Annotated in this window: 16 protein-coding genes; 14 read left to right on the top strand and 2 right to left on the bottom strand. The window is 72.2% G+C overall.

Annotated elements, in window-relative coordinates; genetic code table 11:
• Positions 1–158: 158 nt before the first annotated feature.
• Entirely contained in the window at positions 159–1,049 is an 891-nt protein-coding gene (locus tag ACZ6WH_RS10310; protein ID WP_432852964.1) for a helix-turn-helix domain-containing protein, read from the top strand.
• A 179-nt stretch (positions 1,050–1,228) separates the two neighbouring features.
• On the opposite strand, the gene ACZ6WH_RS10305 is transcribed toward ACZ6WH_RS10310, so the two are convergent.
• A complete protein-coding gene (locus ACZ6WH_RS10305) occupies positions 1,229–2,719 on the bottom strand; it encodes an MFS transporter (RefSeq protein ID WP_469727441.1) in 1,491 nt (496 codons plus the stop codon).
• Between the two features lie 539 nt (positions 2,720–3,258).
• Here ACZ6WH_RS10305 and ACZ6WH_RS10300 point away from each other — a divergent pair.
• The 12 genes from ACZ6WH_RS10300 (at position 3,259) to ACZ6WH_RS10245 (ending at position 15,867) form a co-directional block, all read left to right on the top strand.
• A complete protein-coding gene (locus tag ACZ6WH_RS10300; protein WP_469727440.1) occupies positions 3,259–5,010 on the top strand; it encodes an aldehyde dehydrogenase in 1,752 nt (583 codons plus the stop codon).
• A 129-nt stretch (positions 5,011–5,139) separates the two neighbouring features.
• A complete protein-coding gene (locus ACZ6WH_RS10295; protein ID WP_469727438.1) occupies positions 5,140–6,099 on the top strand; it encodes a VOC family protein in 960 nt (319 codons plus the stop codon).
• A gap of 164 nt (positions 6,100–6,263) precedes the next feature.
• The gene (locus tag ACZ6WH_RS10290; protein WP_469727436.1) at positions 6,264–7,115 is read left to right on the top strand and encodes an aspartate dehydrogenase domain-containing protein; all 852 of its coding nucleotides are present in this window, start codon (positions 6,264–6,266) and stop codon (positions 7,113–7,115) included.
• 272 nt (positions 7,116–7,387) lie between these two features.
• Positions 7,388–8,167 carry an alpha/beta fold hydrolase gene (locus ACZ6WH_RS10285; RefSeq protein ID WP_469727434.1) on the top strand — a complete coding sequence of 260 codons (780 nt, stop codon included), beginning with the start codon at positions 7,388–7,390 and terminating at the stop codon, positions 8,165–8,167.
• A gap of 49 nt (positions 8,168–8,216) precedes the next feature.
• Positions 8,217–8,738 (top strand): cupin domain-containing protein, encoded by a 522-nt coding sequence (locus ACZ6WH_RS10280; protein WP_432852949.1) that lies wholly within the window; start codon positions 8,217–8,219, stop codon positions 8,736–8,738.
• Positions 8,738–9,475, top strand: coding sequence for an SDR family oxidoreductase (locus ACZ6WH_RS10275; protein ID WP_469727432.1), 738 nt, complete (start codon positions 8,738–8,740; stop codon positions 9,473–9,475). Before ACZ6WH_RS10280 ends, ACZ6WH_RS10275 begins: the two co-directional genes overlap by 1 nt.
• Positions 9,476–9,699: 224 nt before the next feature.
• Positions 9,700–10,488, top strand: a complete 789-nt coding sequence (locus ACZ6WH_RS10270) for an SDR family oxidoreductase (RefSeq protein ID WP_469727431.1) — start codon at positions 9,700–9,702, stop codon at positions 10,486–10,488.
• A gap of 9 nt (positions 10,489–10,497) precedes the next feature.
• Positions 10,498–12,207, top strand: coding sequence for a thiamine pyrophosphate-binding protein (locus tag ACZ6WH_RS10265; protein WP_469727429.1), 1,710 nt, complete (start codon positions 10,498–10,500; stop codon positions 12,205–12,207).
• Between the two features lie 13 nt (positions 12,208–12,220).
• Entirely contained in the window at positions 12,221–13,213 is a 993-nt protein-coding gene (locus tag ACZ6WH_RS10260) for a PDR/VanB family oxidoreductase (protein ID WP_469727427.1), read from the top strand.
• 33 nt (positions 13,214–13,246) lie between these two features.
• On the top strand, positions 13,247–13,468 hold the full coding sequence (locus tag ACZ6WH_RS10255; protein WP_052869760.1) for a recombinase-like helix-turn-helix domain-containing protein: 222 nt from the start codon (positions 13,247–13,249) through the stop codon (positions 13,466–13,468).
• Position 13,469: 1 nt separating this feature from the next.
• The gene (locus tag ACZ6WH_RS10250; RefSeq protein ID WP_432852938.1) at positions 13,470–14,540 is read left to right on the top strand and encodes a Rieske 2Fe-2S domain-containing protein; all 1,071 of its coding nucleotides are present in this window, start codon (positions 13,470–13,472) and stop codon (positions 14,538–14,540) included.
• Between the two features lie 4 nt (positions 14,541–14,544).
• Entirely contained in the window at positions 14,545–15,867 is a 1,323-nt protein-coding gene (locus tag ACZ6WH_RS10245; protein ID WP_469727424.1) for an MFS transporter, read from the top strand.
• Here ACZ6WH_RS10245 and ACZ6WH_RS10240 read toward each other — a convergent pair.
• Positions 15,821–16,363, bottom strand: a complete 543-nt coding sequence (locus ACZ6WH_RS10240; protein WP_432852932.1) for a MarR family winged helix-turn-helix transcriptional regulator — start codon at positions 16,361–16,363, stop codon at positions 15,821–15,823. The two genes, ACZ6WH_RS10245 and ACZ6WH_RS10240, sit on opposite strands and share 47 nt — an antisense overlap.
• Before the next feature lie 264 nt (positions 16,364–16,627).
• Between ACZ6WH_RS10240 and pepN the strand changes: the two genes are divergently transcribed.
• Positions 16,628–19,141: an aminopeptidase N gene (pepN, locus tag ACZ6WH_RS10235; protein WP_469727422.1), complete on the top strand. Its 2,514-nt coding sequence runs from the start codon at positions 16,628–16,630 to the stop codon at positions 19,139–19,141.
• Positions 19,142–19,169 lie beyond the last annotated feature (28 nt).

Here is a 19,169-nt window from a genome sequence, read left to right as displayed (position 1 = left end):
CGGACCGTCCGGGCACGGAAGGCTTGGTGGCGGAACGCCTGGGCACGGAACTCCGGTGTACGAAACGGCCGTACACCAGGGTTCCGTACACCGGAGTTCCGTACGGACGGAAGGCAGCCGGGCAGCCGGGAAGGCGGCGGCGAACGGGAGGAGCCCGCGTGTACCACACCTGGATGCGCTACTTCACGCCGAGCCCGGTCCACCACCGGCTCGGCCTCGTCTGCCTCGGCGTCGGCCTCCAGCACGGCACCCTGCCCGCCGTCGGCCCCCGCACCCTCGACCACCACGTCGCCGTGATCGTCCACGCGGGCAGCGGCTGGTACGCCACCCCCGACGGCACCCGCCACCCCGTCACCGCCCCCGCCCTCCTCTGGCTCACCCCCGGCACCCCGCACCACTACGGCGCCGACCCCGACAGCGGCTGGGACGAGAGCTTCGTCGACTTCACCGGCCCGGCCGCCACCACCTACACCGAACTCGGCTACATCGAACCCGCCCCCGACCGCCCCCTCGTCCCCCTCGCCGACACCGCCGCCGCCCGCGCCGCCATCAGCCGCATCGCCCGCGCCGCCCGCCGCGGCAACCCCCTCCTCGAAGTCGAGACCTCCGCCGCCGTCCACGAACTCCTCGTCGCACTCCGCCGCGCCCGCGCCGACACCGACGCCGACGGCGACCCCGTCCTCCAGGCCCTCGCCCGCGACGCCTTCCTGCCGCTCTCCGTCGCCGAACACGCGGCGCGCCACGGCATGAGCCCCGCCGAACTCCGCACCGCCGTACGCCGCGGCGCCGGCTGCAGCCCCAAGGACTACCTCCTCGGCATCCGCCTCGGCCGCGCCAAGGAACTCCTCGCCGCCACCGAACTCCCCGTCGCCGCCGTCGCCCGCCGCGTCGGCTACGACGACCCGGCCTACTTCAGCCGCCTGTTCACCCGCAGAGTCGGCACCGCCCCCGTACGCTTCCGCCACCAACAGGGCCGCGCGGTACCGGGCGGCTGGTCCACCCGCATCCCCGACCCCGACAACCCACCCCTGGTCAGCGGAACGGGCTGAGCCCCGAGAGCGCCCCTCCGGCCGGTTCGTTCCTGCGGCCGGCTCGACCTCGCCCGCCGGGCCGCCCGCGTGCTCGACCGCCTGGGATGACGGCCGGACACGCGGGCGCGGGCACAGGCCAGGCCGGGCGTCCGCCCCCTTGGCCCCTCAGATCCCTGATCCCTCAGGGCTCTGGTCCCTCAGGGGGAGACCTCTTCGAGCGGCCGGTCGGTGGTCTCCTCGGCGAAGAACGCGGCGGCCAGCGCACCGACGAGAGCGACCCCGCCCAGCGTCAAGAACACCGCGGAGACCTGCCCGCCGCCCGCGTAGATCGCACCGACCAGGATCGGGCCGAGGATCACCCCGAGCCGGTTGAGCGCCCCACCGACGCTGCACCCCAGCGCCCGCATCCGCGTCGGGTACAGCTCGGGCGTGTACAGGTACAGGCAGATGTTGGAGCCGAAGAAGCAAACCGCTGCGAGCGAGGTCCACACCAGCACCTGCACCGGCGTACTCGCACCGAGCGCGGCCAGCACGATCAGCAGCACGGCCGCGCCACCGAGGAAGACCGCGAACACCTTGCGCCGTCCGATCAGATCGACCGTGAGCGCGACCAGCAGACACCCGAGGAAACCGGCGACCGAGGTGACGGTGGAGTACAGCAGCGAGTCGGAGAGCGACAGCCCGTACTGCTTGCCGTAGATCGTCGGCAGCCAGGAAGTGATGCCGTAGTTCACGAAGTAGCCGGTGAACCACAGCGTCCCGATGACCAGCGTCCGACGGCGGTACCGACCGGTGAACAGCCCCTTCACCCCGGTCGCGGCAGCCTCGGCGGGAGTCGCGGGGGCGAAGGCCCGGCCGCCTTGCGCGGGGGTGGGGGCCGAGCTGGGGGCTGTGCCCGGGGCCGGTGCTGATGTTCCGGTGACGGCCGGCTCCGGGGTTCCGGTGAAGGCGGGGACCGGCGGCAGCGGAGCCCCGGTCGCCGCGACGACCTTCGCCTCGATCAGATCCATCGTCGACGCGGCCTCCTGCAACCGGCCGCGGTCGGCGAGCCACCGCGGCGACTCGGGAACGGTGCGCTGCACGAGGATGCACAGCAGCCCCGGCACGGCGGCCACGACGTACATCCAGCGCCAGCCCAGCGCCGGCACGATCCACGCGGCGGCCAGTGCGCCGAGGGTGAGCCCGGCGGGGAAGACGAGCTCGTAGAGCAGGACGAAGCGACCGCGCTTGAAGCTGCGGGTGATCTCGCTGATGAACGTCGCGGCAACCGGTACCTCACCCCCGATCGCCAGGCCCTGCACGAAGCGCAGCAGCATGAAGGGCGACGGCGACGGACTCGCCGCCAGCGCGAGCGAGGCCAGCCCGGACACGCCGATGCAGATCGCGATGATCTTCACGCGCCCGATGCGGTCCGCCATCCGTCCCGAGAAGAGCGCGCCGATCAGCATGCCCAGGGAGCCGATGGTGAGGACGGCGGTGGCGTCGCCGTCCGTGAGGTGCCACTCCTGGCGCAGCTCCGGCATGGCGTACGCGATCAGCAGCTGGTCGAAGGCTTCGAAGAAGGTCACCACACCGATGACGATGCGGACGGTGACGTGCCAGCGGGACAGGGGGAGACGTTCGAACCGAGCAGCGATTCCGGCGCGTACGGCGTCGGTGTCACGGCCCGGGGAGGCGTCGAGGCTCATCCGGGATTCCTCCATACCCGCGAAGGGCGCGGGCGAGGGACAGGGGGGAGGGGAGAGGGCGCGCGGGGGCGACAGGGAGCTGGGGGAGTCCCGTACGTCCGTACGTAAGCGCCAAGTTTCTTAGGGCTTAAGTTCTACCGACTCATAGGGTGTGCACGTCAAGGGGTCCGACGCCGACAAATTTTTCTGCGGCGACCCTTGCGGGTAAATATTTAAGCCCTTAGATTTCTGGCACTGAGAGACCCAGAAGGCGAGGAGAGCCCGGAGTCGCCGCAACCGCACGGCAGTCACCACCTCCCCGACGCCCTCACCCGAGCCTCACCCCGCCCGGCCCGACCCCGGACAACTCACCTTCGGGCAACTCCTCCGGATGGTCCACCTCTGGACGGTCCACTTCCGGACAAACCTCAGCCCTTCGGTGCCAAACCCGCCCGCCCCGCTCCGCCCTGTCCCGTCCGGCGCCGTGCCCGTCCGCCCGTCAGCCCCTCCGTTCGTCCACGCGCCGTGCCACGGCCCCGTCAACGCCTGGGAACCCACCGATGCCTTCGACTCCAAAACCCCCGCCGCCCGCCACCCCGCCCACCCCGACGCACGAGGCCCCCCTCCCGAGGTACGCGTACCCGGAGGGCGAGGTCTCCGAGAGCGAGGTCCCGGACGGCGGGGGCCCGAAGAGTGAGGCCCCGCAGGGCGAGGTCCCGCAGGGCGAGCACTCCATGGCCGAGAGCGCCAAGGCCGAGCGCTCCGAGGAGGTGCGCTCAGAGGAGGTGCCCTCCGAGGCCGAGGTCCCGGTGGGCGAGGTGGGGGTGCCGCTCCCCGAGGACGAGGTGCTGATCGCAGGGGAGTGGCGCCCCGGCCGGGGTGACCCGATCACCACCCTCGACCCGGCGACCGGCGCCACCCTCACCACCCTCCGCGGCGCCTCGCTCGCCGACGTCGAAGAAGCCGCCGAGCGCGCCGCGCAGGCCGCCGCCGACCCCGCATGGCGCGACCTGCCGCCCCACGAACGCGCCCGCCTGCTCCACCGCATCGCCGCCCTCATCGAAGACGCGGCCGAAGACCTCTCCGCACTGCAGACCGCAGACACCGGCAAGTCCCGTACGGAGACTCGGGCCCTCGTACACAGCGCCGCCGGCACCTTTCGCTACACCGCCGCAGCCCTGGAAACCGCCGAGGACACCCTCACCCCCGCCCGCGGCCCGTACGTCACGATGAGCACCCACGAACCGATCGGCGTCATCGGCGCCATCACCCCGTGGAACTCACCCATCGCCAGCGACGCCCAGAAACTGGCCCCGGCCCTCGCCGCAGGCAACGCCGTACTCCTCAAGCCCGCCGAGTGGACCCCGCTGGTCTCCCTCGCGCTCGGCCGCATCATCCACCGGGCCCTGACCGAATACGGACTGCCCACCGGCCTGCTCTCCGTGCTCCCCGGCCCCGGCCGCGTCATCGGTGACGCCATCGTCCGCCATCCCGCGGTCGGCAAGGTCACCTTCACCGGCGGCACCCGCACCGGCCGCACCCTCGCACACGCCGCCGCCGACAAGCTGATGCCCGTATCCCTCGAACTCGGCGGCAAGTCACCCACCGTGGTCCTCGAGGACGCGGACATCGAACAGGCCCTGGCAGGCGTGATGTTCGGCATCTTCTCCTCCAGCGGCCAGAGCTGCATCGCCGGCTCCCGGCTCTTCATCGCCCGCCCCCTGTACGACCGCTTCCTCACCGAACTCGTCGCCCGTACGCGGAAACTCCGCATCGGCCCCGGCACCGACCCGGCCACTCAGGTCGCGCCCCTGGTCCACCACAAGCACCGGGACGCCGTCGCCGCGTACGTCGACCTCGCCCGGGAGGAAGGCGCCCGCGTCCTGTGCGGCGGCGCGGCCCCCGAGGGCGAGCAGTACCGCGACGGCGCGTACTACCTGCCCACCGTCCTGGACGGCCTGCCCAACTCCGCCCGCACCTGCCAGGAAGAGATCTTCGGCCCGGTGCTGGTCGCCCTCCCCTTCGACGACGAGGACGACCTGGTCACCCAGGCCAACGACACCGTCTACGGACTCGCCTGCGGCCTGTGGACCAAGGACGCCGCCCGCGCCTGGCGCCTCGCCCGCCGCATCGACGCCGGAACCGTCTGGATCAACACGTACAAGCAGTTCAGCATCTCCACCCCCTTCGGCGGCATGAAGGACAGCGGCCTGGGCCGCGAAAAGGGCCGCGACGGCATCCGAGCCCACCAACGCCAAAAGTCCCTCTACTGGAACACGTCCCCCGAGCCCCACCCCTGGGCCATCACCTGACACCCCCCCCAGGCCCTTCCCTCCCCCTCCCCGGGGGCCCGCCCCCCGCCCCCGCCCCCACCCACCCCCACCCCACCCCACGCCCACCCCAACCCCGCGCCGCCCCGCCCCGTACGTCTGGAGACAGCGATGCCTCGCTCCCCGCACCAGCCTCCGCCGCAGCAGCCCATCGCGCGCCTGCGCTCGCTGCGGTGCGTCGAACTGTTCACCCCCGCGTTCACCGAAGCCGCCGACTTCTACCAGGAGGTCTGGGGCCTGGAGACCGTCGAGGGCGACGGGGGCGCGCGCTGGCTGCGCGGCACCGGCGAGGAGCACCACGTCCTCCAGCTGACCAGCGCCGACCGCACCGGTCTCGGCCGGATCGCCTTCGCCGTCGCCACCCCCGCCGAGGTCGACGAAGCCGCCCGCCGGCTGCTCGCCCGCGGCATCACCCCCGTCGCCGGCCCCGGCCCGCTGGACCAGGTGGGCGGCGGCTACGGGCTCCGCTTCACCGATCCCGAGCACCGGCTCATCGAGATCAGCGCCCAGGTCGAGGCCGTCGCCCCGCGGGGCCGGGACGGTGCGGTCCCGGTCGGCGTCACCCACGCCGTGCTCAACACCGCCGACATCGACGCTGCCGTCGCCTTCTACTGCGACGTCCTGGGCCTGCGCGTCTCGGACTGGTCGGAGCACCAGATGGCGTTCCTGCGCTGCAACGCGGACCACCACTGCATCGCCTTCAACCAGGCCGAGTGGGCCTCCCTCAACCACGTCGCCTACGAGATGAGCTCGGTCGACCACTTCATGCGCGGGCTGGGCCGGCTGCGCCACCACGGCATCACCCCGCAGTGGGGACCCGGCCGGCACGGTCCCGGCAACAACACCTTCTCCTACTTCACCGACCCTTCCGGTCTCGTCTGCGAGTACACCTCCGAGGTCGCCCAGATCGTCGAGGACGCCTGGATCGCCCGTGTCTGGCGGCGTGTTCCGGAGCTGTCGGACCTGTGGGGCACCGCGGGCCCGCCGTCGGCGGAGATCCGCTCCCACATGGCCGGGCGCCCCGACCCCGGCCCACTCACCCAGCCGGCCGCACAGGAGATCTCCGCATGACCGACCAGTGCACCACCGCGACGCCGACCGCGACCAACTCCTCCTCGACGCTCACCTCGTCACCGGCTCACGCGAACACCGCCATGACCGCCTCTGCCTCCTCCACCACTCCCTCCTCCAGCACTTCTTCCTCCACCACCTCTTCCTCCAGCACTTCGGGCCCGATGTCTTCGTCCGTCACCGCCTCACCGTCCGTCGCCTCGGCGCCCTCCTCGCCTTCCGCTCCCGCCCCGCGCAAGGTCGGTCTCGTCGGCTGGGGCGCGATCGGCCGCGTCGTCGGCACCGCGCTCGCCGAGGGCGGCGTCCCCGGCGCCGAACTGGTCTGCGTCGTCGACAACCGCGCTCTCGGTGACGCGCCGGCCCCGCAGCTGTCCTTCGAGGACGCCCTCGACAGCTGCGACCTGATCGTCGAAGCGGCGGGCCAGAGCGTCGTCCGCGAGTGGGGCGAGCGCGTCCTGCAGTCCGGTACCGACCTCCTCGTCGCGTCGACCGGCGCGCTCACCGACGAGGACCTCGCCGCCGCTCTGCTCGCCGCCGGCCCGGGGCGGGTGTATTTCACCGGCGGTGCCGTCGGCGGCCTCGATCTGCTGCAGGCCGTACGCTCCCTCGGTCCGCTCACGGACGTCACCCTCACCACCACCAAGCTGCCCAGCACCCTCGAACAGCCGTGGATGGACGAGGACTTGCTGCACCGGATGCGCACGGCAACCGGCCCGGTCGAGGTCATGCGCGGCACAGCCCGGGACGTACCGGTGAAGTTCCCGAAGTCGACGAACGTCGCCGCCTCCGTCGCGCTGGCCGTCGGTGACCTGGACGCCGTACGTGTCCACGTCGTCGCCGACCCGGCGGCCCAGCACACCCGGCATGTCATCGAGGCGTCCGGCAGCCACGGCGTGTACCGCTTCGAGGTGCAGCACCTCCCGGACCCCGGTAACCCTGCGACCAGCCAGGTCGTTCCGTATGCGGTGCTGCGCAGCCTCGGTGCGCTGGCCGGCCGGAGGGGGCAGATCCTGTGACCGATTCTGTGGCCACTGCCGCTCTCTCCGATCCGGTCTCCTCGCCTTCTCCCGAGCCTTCGCCGTCGCCTTTGCCTTCGACCGCGTCTGCGTCTGAGTCGGCGTCTGCGGCTGCATCGGCGCCTGCGTCTGCGTCGGCTTCTGCATCTGCGTGTTCGGCATCCAACTCCCCTTCCTCTTCTCCTGCGCCTTCGTCTTCGTCGTCCGCTCTCGCGTCTGTGAGCGAGGCCGAGGACTCATCCTCCGAGGCGTCGCCGTTCGACCTTGCGGGGTTGCATGTGGAGGAGGCCGGTGACGCGGGGCCCGTGCTGCTGTGTCTGCACGGGATCGGTTCCTCCTCCGCCGCGTTCGTCCCGCAGCTCGCCACGCTGAGCCGGTACGTGCGCGTGGTGGCGTGGGACGCTCCCGGGTACGCCAGGTCCGCCGATCCGACGGGGCCGTTCACGCTGGACGATTTCGCCGACACCGCCGCCGCACTCATCCGGCAGCGTGGTGGCCGCGCCCATGTACTCGGCGTGTCCTGGGGCGGGGTGATCGCGCTGCGGCTCGCCGCTCGCCACCCCGAACTCGTCTCCTCTCTGATCGTTGCCGACTCCAGTGCCGGGTCGGGCACGGATCCGGTGAAGGCCGAGGCGATGCGGGCGCGCGCCGCCGAGTTGGCCGAGGTCGGTCCGCGTGCCTTCGCCGAGCGGCGCGGTCCGCGTCTGGTCTCCGACGCCGCTCCCGAAGCTCTCGTTCAGCGCGTCACCGACACCATGGCCCGGTCTCTGCGGCTGCCCGGCTACCGCTACTCGACCGAGTCGATGGCCGCCACCGACCTGCGTATCGCGGACCTTTCCGCGGTCACCGCGCCCACGCTCGTGCTGTGCGGGGACCAGGACCGGGTCACCGGGATCGAAGCGAGCCAGATGCTCACAGCAGACCTCCATTCCTCCGTGTTCGTGATCGTCAAGGACGCCGGTCACCTCGCGAACCAGGAACAGCCCGAGGCCTTCGACGCGTGGGTTCTCGCCCACCTCCGAATCTCAGCAGGGATCGCCGAAGGCTGTTGAGGACTGTCCACAGCCCTGCCCATTCGTACGACAAAAGGACGGCAGCACCATGCCCATCACCACCACCGACTACGACAACGGCGGCGACCTCGCCCGCTACACCGACTCCCTGATCGCCACCAAGGAGTCCCGCGACCCCGACTGGGACACCCTGGCGTTCCAGGCCAAGGCCGGTGACCAGTACCGTCGCGCTCAGATCCGGTACGTCGGCTCCGGCGCGACCGGCAACCACGACGGCGACAACCGCGTCCTGCCGTCCGGCGGCTTCACCTTCTCCAACATGCTGCTGCCGCCCGGCGCGGAGGGCCCGGAGCACACCCACCACGATGTCGAGGAAGCCTTCTTCGTGCTGGAGGGCAAGGTCAGGGTCGGTATCCACCGTGGCGAGGGCGAGGCCGAATACCGCACGCTCGGCTACCGGGACATGATCGTCGTGCCGGCGGGAGTGGCCCGGAGCCTGAAGAACGAGGGCGACACCGACGCCCTCTTCTGCGTCATCATCGGCACGCAGAAGCCGCAGATCCCGACCTACCCCGAGCACTCGCCGATGCACGGCGTCACCCGCGACTGATGCGCACCGTCGTCATCACCGGCGCCGGCCGTGGCCTCGGGGAGGCCATGGCCCGCCGGGCCGCGGCGGACGGCCACCGCGTCGTACTCGCCGAACTCGACGCCGAGCGCGGTAAGCGGGTGGCCGAAGAGCTGTGTGCCGAAGGCCGGGAAGCCCACTTCGTGCCGTGCGACGTGGCCGACCCGGAGTCGGTCGCCGCGATGGCGGAACGGGTCGCCGGGCTCGGGCCGCTGCACGGCCTGGTCAACAATGCCGGGCTCGCCAACGGCGTGGGCGGCAAGGAGTTCCAGGACATCGGCATCGAGGCGTGGGACCGCATCATGACGGTCAACGCCCGCGGGCCGTGGCTCGTCGCCCGCGCACTGCTGCCCCAGCTCCTCGCCGCCGGCAGCGGCCGCATCGTCAACCTGGCGTCCGACGCCGCGCTGTACGGCTCGCCGCGGCTGGCCCACTACATCGCCTCCAAGGGGGCCGTCATCGCCCTCACCCGGGCCATGGCACGTGAGCTGGGCGATCGCGGCATCACCGTCAACGCGGTCGCGCCGGGCATCACCGAGTGCGAGGCGACCGAGAACGTGCCCGCCGAGCGGCACGAGCTCTACCGGCTCAACCGGGCCATCTCCCGGGCCCAGCAGCCGGACGACCTCACCGGGGTCGTCTCCTTCCTGCTCGGCGAGGAGTCCCGCTACCTCACGGGACAGGTGCTCGCCGTCAACGGCGGCTTCACCATGCACTGACCCCGGCGCCATGCACTGACCCGGGCCGCCCTGCACCGGCCCCGGCCGCCCCGTATTGACCACCCGCCCGGAGCGCCGCCGCAAAGCGCCGCTCACCTGCCCACACCGGCTGACCGGCCCACACCGGATCCCCGGCTCCCCGGGGCACCGGCTCGCCCGACGTCGCGGCGCGCCGCCCCGGGCACTCCGCACCGCTCACCACCCCGAAAGACGAAGGACACCCCATGGACCTGGGCCTCGCCGACCGCACCGTACTGGTCACCGGAGGCAGCTCGGGCGTCGGCCTGGCCACGGTCCGCGCCCTCCTGGACGAAGGCGCACGCGTCGCCACCTGCGGCCGTGACGCCGACCGCCTCGACAAGGCCGCGGCCCGCCTCGGAGCGGGCGACGACCGGCTGCTGACCGGCGTCTGCGACGTACGGGACGCCGCTGCCGTACGTGACTTCGTCGCCCGTACCGCCGACCACTTCGGCTCCCTCGACGGCCTCGTCAACAACGCGGGACAGTCCCGTATGAAGCGGCTCGCGGAGACCACCGAGGAGGACTGGCGCGACGAACTGGAGCTGAAGTTCGCCGGCGTGCTCAACCCGCTGCACGCCGCCCTCCCGCACCTGCGCGCCTCCGACGCCGCCGGCATCGTCAACATCAACGCCGTACTCGCCAAGCAGCCCGAGCCGCGCCTCATCACCACCAGCGCCGCCCGCGCCGGCATCCTCAACCTCTCCGCGAACCTCGCCCGGGAACTCGCGCCCGACGGCATCCGCGTCAACTCCGTCTGCCTCGGCCTGATCGACACCGGGCAGTGGACGCGCCGGCACGCCGCGGCCGACAGCGGGCTGAGCTACGAGGAGTGGCAGGCCGAACTGGCCGCCGACCGTGGCATCGCCCTCGGCCGCCTGGGCCGCGCCGAGGAGGTCGCCTACGCGGTCCTGGCGCTCCTCTCCCCGCGCGCCTCCTACATCACCGGAACCAGCATCGACGTCTGCGGCGGAGTCGGCCGCGGCATCCTCTGAGGAGCCTCCATGACGCACCATCCCACCGGAGGCGACCTCCTCGTCGCCGTCCTGCGCGAACTCGGCATCGACACCGTCTTCGGCATCGTCAGCGTCCACAACCTGCCGCTCGTCGAGGCCGTCGACCGTGAGCTGCGCTTCGTGCCCGTACGCCACGAGGCCACCGCCGTGAACGCCGCCGACGCCTACGGGCGCGCCCGCGGCTCCCTGGGCTGTGCCCTCACCTCCACCGGGACCGGCGCGGGCAACGCGGCCGGCTCGCTCATCGAAGCGCTCAGTGCCGGTACGGGAGTTCTGCACGTCACGGGGCAGGTCGAGAGCCAGTACCTGGGCAGCGGCCGCGGATTCATCCACGAGACCAAGGACCAGCTCGGCATGTTGCGGGCGGTCTCCACGTACGCGGCGACCGTGCCCTCCACGGAGGCCGCCGGGCGCATCCTTCGTGAGGCGGCACGCGCCGCGCTGCGCGCCCCTGGTGGTCCCGCGAGCGTGGAGTGGCCGATCGACCTGCAGTACGCGGCGCAGCAGGACGACGACGCCGTGGCCCCGGAGCCGGCGACGCCCCATCCGGACGAGGCCGCGCTGGATGCCGCCGCGCGTCTGCTGGCCGGGGCCCGGCGGCCCCTCGTCTGGGCCGGGGGAGGGGCCTGCGGCGCCGCCGACCGCCTGGCGGAACTGCTGGCGCGCACCGGCGCCGGCCTGTTCACCTCCAACTCCGGCCGCGGCGCCGTACCCGAGGACCATCCGCAGGTCATCGGCAACTTCGCCACCACGCCGACGGGCCGAGCCCTGCTCGCCGACGCCGATGTCCTGCTCACCATCGGCACGCACTTCCGCTCCAACGAGACCGGCGACTACTCGCTGGCCCTGCCCGAGGCGCATCTCCAGATCGATGTCGACGCCGCCGCGCTGGGACGCGTCTACCCGGTGCGGCATGCGCTGCAGGGGGACGCGGATGCCGTGCTCGGAGCCCTGCTTGCCCGCCTGCCCGCCGCGGTCCCGGCTCCCGACGACAGCGCCGCGACCGGAGGCGCCGAGCAGGCCGCCGCGAGCACCGAGCAGGCCGCCGTGGGCGCCGAGCCCACCTGGACGGTCCGCGTCGCCTCCGTACGCGAAGAGGTGCGTGCCACGCTGCACGACGCCATCGGGCCGCAGGCCGCCGTCTGCGACGCGCTGCGCGCCGCCCTGCCCCGCCGCGCCGTCGTCGCCCGCGACGTCACCATCCCCTCCAGCAGCTGGGGCAACCGCCTGCTGGAGATCTACGACCCCCGTGACAACGTCTTCCCGCGCGGCGGCGGCATCGGCCAGGGCCTCGGCATGGGCATCGGCGCCGCCCTCGCACGGCCCGGCGAACCGACCGTCGTCATGGCCGGGGACGGCGGCCTCGCCGTGCACCTCGGAGAGCTTCTCACCCTCGCCCAGGAGCGCCCCGCCCTCACCCTCGTCGTCTTCAACGACGGCGGCTACGGCGTGCTCCGCAACATGCAGGACCGCTACAGCGAACGCCGCTCCGGAGTGGACCTCGCCACCCCCGACTTCTCCCTCCTGGCCCGCTCCTGCGGCCTGCCCTACGCCCGGATCGCCACGGAGGCCGACGCCGCGCCGGTCCTCACCGAGGCCGTCGCGTCCGGCGGCCCTACCCTCGTCGAGGTCGACCTGGCCGCCCTCGGCCCCATGAAGAACCCCTTCACTCCGCCCGTCAAGATCCCCACCGCGTGAGGAGGCCGACGCCATGACCAGCAACGACGCCCAGCCGGACACTCCCGACCAGGCCACGGCCGGCGAGGCCCGCCTCGACCTGCTCGTGCACCGCATGACCTGGGAAGCCGACGGTGTGCTCTCCGTCGACCTCGTCCACCCCGACGGCAAGCCCCTGCCCGCCTGGCAGCCCGGCGCCCACCTCGACCTGCACGTCGGCGGCCACACCCGGCAGTACTCCCTGTGCGGCGCTCCCCACGACACCACCCGTTACCGCCTCGGGGTCCTCAACGAGCCGGCCTCCCGCGGAGGTTCCCGCTTCGTCCACGACCGGCTGCGCCCCGGCCAGACCGTCACCGCCGTCGGCCCCCGCAACCACTTCGCGCTCGCCGACGCGCCCGCGTACCTGTTCATCGCCGGCGGCATCGGCATCACCCCGCTGCTGGCCATGGCCCGCGAAGCCACCCGCAGGGGCGTGCCCTGGCGGCTCGTCCACGGGGGCCGCACGCGCGCCTCGATGGCCTTCGGCACCGAACTCGCCGACCTCGCAGCCCAAGGGCCCGGCGAACTCGTCCTCCACCCGCAGGACGAGCACGGCCACATCGACCTCGACGCCGCCCTGAACGACCTCGACGCGCAGACCCTCGTGTACTGCTGCGGCCCGGAACCCCTGCTCGTCGCCGTCGAGGAACGCTGCCCCGCCGCGCAGCTCCGGGTGGAGCGGTTCGCCGCGCCCACGGTGGAGCGCAGCGGAGACGACAGCGCCTTTGAAGTGGAGTGCCGCCGCTCCGGAGTGACGCTGAGCGTCGACGCCGACACCTCGATCCTCGAAGCCGCCGAGGCCGCCGGCGTGCCGGCCGAGAACTCCTGCCGGGACGGCATCTGCGGCAGCTGCGAGACCCGCGTCCTCGAAGGCGTCCCCGAACACCGCGACTTCCTCCTCAGCGAGGCCGAGCACGCGGCGAACGCGACCATGATGATCTGCGTCTCGCGCTGTGCCTCCGACCGCCTCGTCCTCGACCTGTAAGCCACCCGCTCGCCTGTGAACCTGGAGGCACCGATGACCCCATGGCCGTACCTGGACGTCCACCAGTCCCGTACGCACGAGCCCACCCCGTACGAATACAAGCTCGCCGCGACCCTCGAAGAGGTCTTCACCAAGGAGGGCCACGAGCTCGCCGACGTCATCCGCGGTCTCAACTCCCGCCAGGTGCACGCCCCCGACGGCACCCCCTGGACCGAGGACACCTTCCGCGCCGAGATGCACCGCCTGGGAGCCTGACATGACCCTCACCCGCCCGGACACCACCGGACACACCGCCACCGCGGAACACATCTACGCCACCGGACTGCGCAACCAGTGGCACCCCGTGGTGCCCTCCCACTTCGTCACCCCCGGGGGCATGCGCAAGGTCACCGCCCTGGGGGAGGACTGGCTCCTCTTCCGCCGCGGCGACGGCACCCTCCACATGCTCGCCGACCGCTGCCCCCACCGGGGCGCCCGGCTCTCCCTCGGCAAGCACCTCGGGGACCGCGTGGCCTGCTGGTACCACGGTGTGGAGGTCGAGGGCGACGGCACCGTCTCCTCCGTGCCCGGCCTGCCCGGCTGCAACCTGGAGGGCAAGAAGCTCGTCACCAGCCTCCCCGTACGCGAGGTGGGCGGCGCGATCCTCGCGTACTTCGGCGACGAGCAGCACCCGGAGCCGTGCGAGTTGACGCTCCCCGAACCGCTCACCGACCCCGGTACGGAGGCCATCCTCTGCTACGCGGAGTGGAACGTGCCGTGGCGGTTCGGCATGGAGAACCTCCTCGACCCGATGCACGGCCAGTTCCTCCACCACGACTCGCACACGATGTTCGACGGCGACACCACCGCCAAGTTCCGCATCCGGGAGACCGACCGCGGTTACTTCTTCGAGAAGACCGACCAGCGCGGCGTCAACTTCGACTGGGTGGAGCTGTGCCGCACCGGAGTGGACTGGGTCGACCTGTCCATCCCGTACCCGCCGTCCGCGGGCCCCGGCGGCCCCTTCGGGATCGTCGGCATGATCTGCCCCGTGGACGCGCACCGCAGCGGCGTCTTCTTCTGGCGCTACCGCAACGTCGAGGGCTGGCAGCGCGACACCTGGCGCTTCCTGTACCGCACCCTCATCGAGAAGCGCCACTGGGAGGTCCTCGAACAGGACCGCGTGATGCTGGAGGCCATGCCGCACGACGCGGACCAGGCCGAGAACCTCTACCAGCACGACCTCGGAGTCGTACGGCTGCGCCGCCTCTACCGCACAGCGGCCGAACAGCAGGCCGCCGCGCTCGCCGCCCCGGAGCCCGCCACGACCGCCCCCGCCGGCGGCTGACACCGTGGCGCGTCCTGCCGTACCGCCCACCGCCGCGGCCTCCCCGCGGCGGTGGGCGGGTGTCCTCAGCCTGCTCGCCGTCGTCCTGATCTCCTACATCGACCGCGTCAACGTCTCCGTACTGATCACCGACCGGGCCTTCACCGACCACTTCGGCATGACCGGCGACCGCGTCCTCCAGGGCGCCCTGATGACCGTCTTCCTCATCGGGTACGGACTCGCCGCCTTCTTCCTCACGCCGCGGTACGAATCCGCCCTGGGCGCACGGCGCGGCCTCCTGGTGAGCGTCGCCCTGTGGGCCGCACTCACCCTGCTGTCCCCGTACGCGCTCGGCGCCCTCATGTTCGTCGCGGTCCGCTTCCTTCTGGGCGCGTCCGAAGGACCGCTGTTCTCGCTCAAGACGATGTACGTCAAGGAGCACTTCGCGCCCCACGAGGTGGGCCGGCCCAACGCGGTCAGCTCCATGGGCGTCTCCCTGGGCACCGCCCTCGGACTGCCGCTGATCACCTACCTCGTGCACCGCTACGACTGGCACACCTCCTTCGTGCTCCTCGCGCTCCTCAACGCGGCAATCGGACTGCCGCTCATCGCGCTGTTCATACGGAGCCGCCGGGACACAGCACAGGGGAGGGGCGAACACGCGCCCTCCGAAGCGCGGCGGGGCGTCGCGGCCACCCTTCGGGAAGCCCTGCGCACCCCGCGCCTGGGCTGCATCCTCCTCATCGAGATCGCCACCCTCGCCTACCTGTGGGGAAGCAGCTCCTGGCTGCCGGCGTACCTCCTCCAGGAACGCCATTTCTCCCTCGCACAGATGGGCGCCGTCTCCGCGCTGCCCTTCCTGATGAGCCTGGCCTCCGGCTTCCTCGGCGGGCACCTCATCGACAAGCTGCCCGCCCGGCGGCTGCCCCTGCTCTTCGTCATCGGCGCGTTCGGCACCGGGAGCTGCGTCCTGCTGGTCATCACCGCGGACGCCGCCTGGCTCGCCGCCACCGGACTCGTCCTCGCGGGCGGCTTCTGGGGACTGCAGGGCCCGGCCATCCCCACCCTCGTGCAGCGGCACGCACCGGTCGGCACGGTCGGCAGCGCGTACGGAGTGGTCAACGGCGTCGGCAACCTCGTTTCCGCCTTCATGCCCACCGCGATGGGGGCGGCCATCGCCCTCGGCGGCGGACACGGTTTCGGCGCCGGCTACTCCCTGCTGATCGGCGCGCAGGCCATCACGCTGGTGTGCGGGGCGTGGCTCCTGCTCCGCCCGGCCCAGGCCACCACCGACGGGCCGCTCACGCCCCGGACGGCGACTCCGGCTCCGCCGCACCCGACTCCGTGATGGACCGCTCCAGCTTGGACAGCAGCCGCGCCAGCTGACGGCACTCGGCGGGGGAGAGGCCGGCCAGCATCCGCCGCTCGTTCTCCAAGTGCTCGGCGAACAGCTCGTCGATCTTGGCCAGCCCCTCCTCCGTCAGCCGCGACCGCACCACCCGCCGGTCCTCCGGGTCCCGCTCCCTCACGATCAGCCCGTCCTTCTCCAGCCGGTCGATGCGCAACGTCACCCCCGCCGACGAGATCAGTCCCGAATCGGCCAGCTGACCCGCGGTGCGCTTGAACGGCTTCCCCGCCCGGCGCAGCGCCGTCAGGACGTCGAAACCGGCCACCGACAGCCCGTGCGCCTCCACCGAAGCCGTCAGTTTCGCGCTGTACCGCAGGAACGTACGGTGCAGCCGCGCCAGCACCTCCAGCGGCGAGGTGTCCAGCTCCGGGCGTTCCCGTCGCCAGTCCTCGATGATCCCGGCAACCGCGTCCTGCGCCGCTGTCTTCCTCGCCATCTCGGCACCCTCCCCGGGGCTCGCCCATCGGGCCGGGCTCCCGGCCGTGATCCATAAGAAATCTTAGCCCTGAGAAGCCGGGCCGCTTAACGGTCGGACCGCCCAGGCGCTCGGCCCGCCCCCGCTCGGGCGGACGGCTCGACCCCGCCGCTGAGCACCCGCGCGGCCGGCCCCGGCCCGCGCCGGCGAACCCGCCCGAGCGAGTTTTCCACAGGCAGCAAGGCATGGGTGCGCGGAGCCGTCGGCCTGCGGCAGCATGACGCCATGCCCGCATTGACGCGCGATGAAGCGCAAACCCGAGCCCGCATCCTCGACGTCCACCGCTACGACATCGACCTCGACCTCACCACCGGTGAGGAGCACTTCACCTCCCGCACGGCCATCCGCTTCAGCGCGCGCATCCCGGGCGACACCTTCCTCGACCTCCAACCCGAGGAACTCCGCAGCGTCACCCTCGACGGCACCCCCCTCGACCCGGCGGACCTGGCGGACAACCACTTTCCGCTCACCGGCCTCACCGCCGGCGAACACGAACTGCGCATCGAAGCCACCATGCGCTACTCGCGCACCGGCGAAGGCATGCACCGCTTCACTGACCCCGCCGACGGCGAGACCTACGTCTACACCCAGCTGTTCATGGAAGACGTCCAGCGCGTCTTCCCCGCCTTCGACCAGCCCGACCTCAAAGCCGTCTTCGCCCTCACCGTCACCGCCCCCGACGGCTGGACCGTCCTCGGCAACTCCCGCGCCACCCAGACCCCCGAAGGCCGCTGGACCCTGGCCCCCACCCCGCCCCTCAGCACCTACCTCATCGCCATCGCCGCCGGCCCCTGGCACTCCGTCCGCACCGAGCACGCGGGCCTGCCGTTCGGCATCCACTGCCGCCGCTCCCTCGCCCCGTATCTCAACGCCGACGCCGAAGAGATCTTCGACATCACCCGCCGGTGCTACGACCGCTACCACCAGCTCTTCGACGAGCCCTACCCCTTCGACTCCTACGACCAGGCGTTCGTCCCCGAATTCAACGCCGGCGCCATGGAGAACCCCGGCCTGGTCACCTTCCGCGACGAATTCGTCTACCGCTCCGCCGTCACCGACACCGAGCGCCAGACCCGCGGCATGGTCATCGCCCACGAAATGGCCCACATGTGGTTCGGCGACCTCGTCACCCTCGCCTGGTGGGACGACATCTGGCTCAACGAGTCCTTCGCCGAGTACATGGGCTACCAGGTCCTCAGCGAAGCCACCCACTTCACCGAGACCTGGACCGACTTCGGCGTCGCCCGCAAGAGCTGGGGATACGACGCCGACCAACGCCCCTCCACCCACCCCGTCGCCCCCGCACCCGACGCGGTCCCCGACACCGCCTCCGCCTTCCTCAACTTCGACGGCATCTCCTACGCCAAGGGCGCCTCCGCACTGCGCCAACTCGTCGCCTGGATGGGCGAGAAGGACTTCCTCGCCGGCATCAACGACCACTTCGCCCGGCACCGCTTCGGCAACGCCACCCTGGCCGACTTCACCGACTCCCTCGCCCGCGCCACCGACCGCGACGTCCACGCCTGGGCCGAACAGTGGCTGCGCACCACCGGAGTCGACACCCTCACCCCCGGCGTCGAGACCACCGACGGCTCCTGGACCCTCACCGTCACCCGCCAGGGCGACCGCCCCCACCACCTCACCATCGGCCTCTACGATCAGGACCTCACCGACCCGACCCGTCTCGTCCCCCGCCCGCCTCTCACCCACGACCTCCCCGAAGGCGGCACCCACACCTTCCCGGGCCACCGCCCCGACCTCGTCCTCCTCAACGACCGGGACCTCACCTACGCCAAGGTCCGCCTCGACCCCACCTCCTGGGCCACCGCACAGGCCGCCCTCTCCGGCCTCCCCGACTCCCTCACCCGCGCCGTGGTGTGGAACGCGGCACGCGACATGGTCCGCGACGGCGAACTGCCGCCCGCCACCTACCTCGAAGCCGTCCGCACCCACCTCCCGCACGATACCGACACCGCCGTCGTCCAGGGCGTACTGGCCTTCGCGCGCACCCAGATCGCGGACCGCTACCTCCCCGCCGCAGACCGTCCCGCGGCCCTCACCACCCTCTCCGACGTCTGCCGCGACATCCTGCGCCGCACCGAAGGCAGCGAACACGGCGACCGCCAGGGCCTGCGCCTGGCCGCCGTCCGTACCTTCATCGACAGCGCCACCACCCCCGCGGGCATCCAGGACTGGCTCGACGGCGACAGCGTGCCCGGCGGCCCCGCCCTCGACCCCGAACTGCGCTGGCGCATCCTCGGCCGCCTCGCCGTCCTCGGCGCCACCACCCCGGCCGCCATCGACGCCGAAGTCACCCGCGACCCCAGCGCCAGCGGCAAGGAAGGCGCCGCACGCTGCCGCGCCGCGCTCCCCGACCCGGCCGCCAAGAAGACCGCCTGGGAAGCCATGTTCACCACCGACCCGGCCGACGACCTGTCCGCCTATCTCTTCACCGCCACCGCCACCGGCTTCTGGGCACCCGAACAGGCCGACCTCGTACGCCCCTACGTGGAGCGGTACTTCACCGACGCCGTCGCCCTCGCCGGCCGCCGAGGCCCCGCCCTGGCCGAAGCCGCGGGCCGGAACGGCTTCCCCGCAGCGCTCGTCGAACCGGACACCCTGCGCGCCGGCGAGGCGTGCCTGCGCGACGAAGCGCCCACCCCGGCCCTCCGGCGCAAGCTCACCGACCAACTCGACGACCTGCGCCGCGCGCTGGCCGTCCGAAACGGCCAGGGGTGATGCCCACGGACCGTCTCACGACTGCCTC

The sequence above is a fragment of the Streptomyces sp. NPDC050806 genome (genome assembly GCF_055586425.1).
This window is presented reverse-complemented; position numbering and strand designations above follow the sequence as displayed.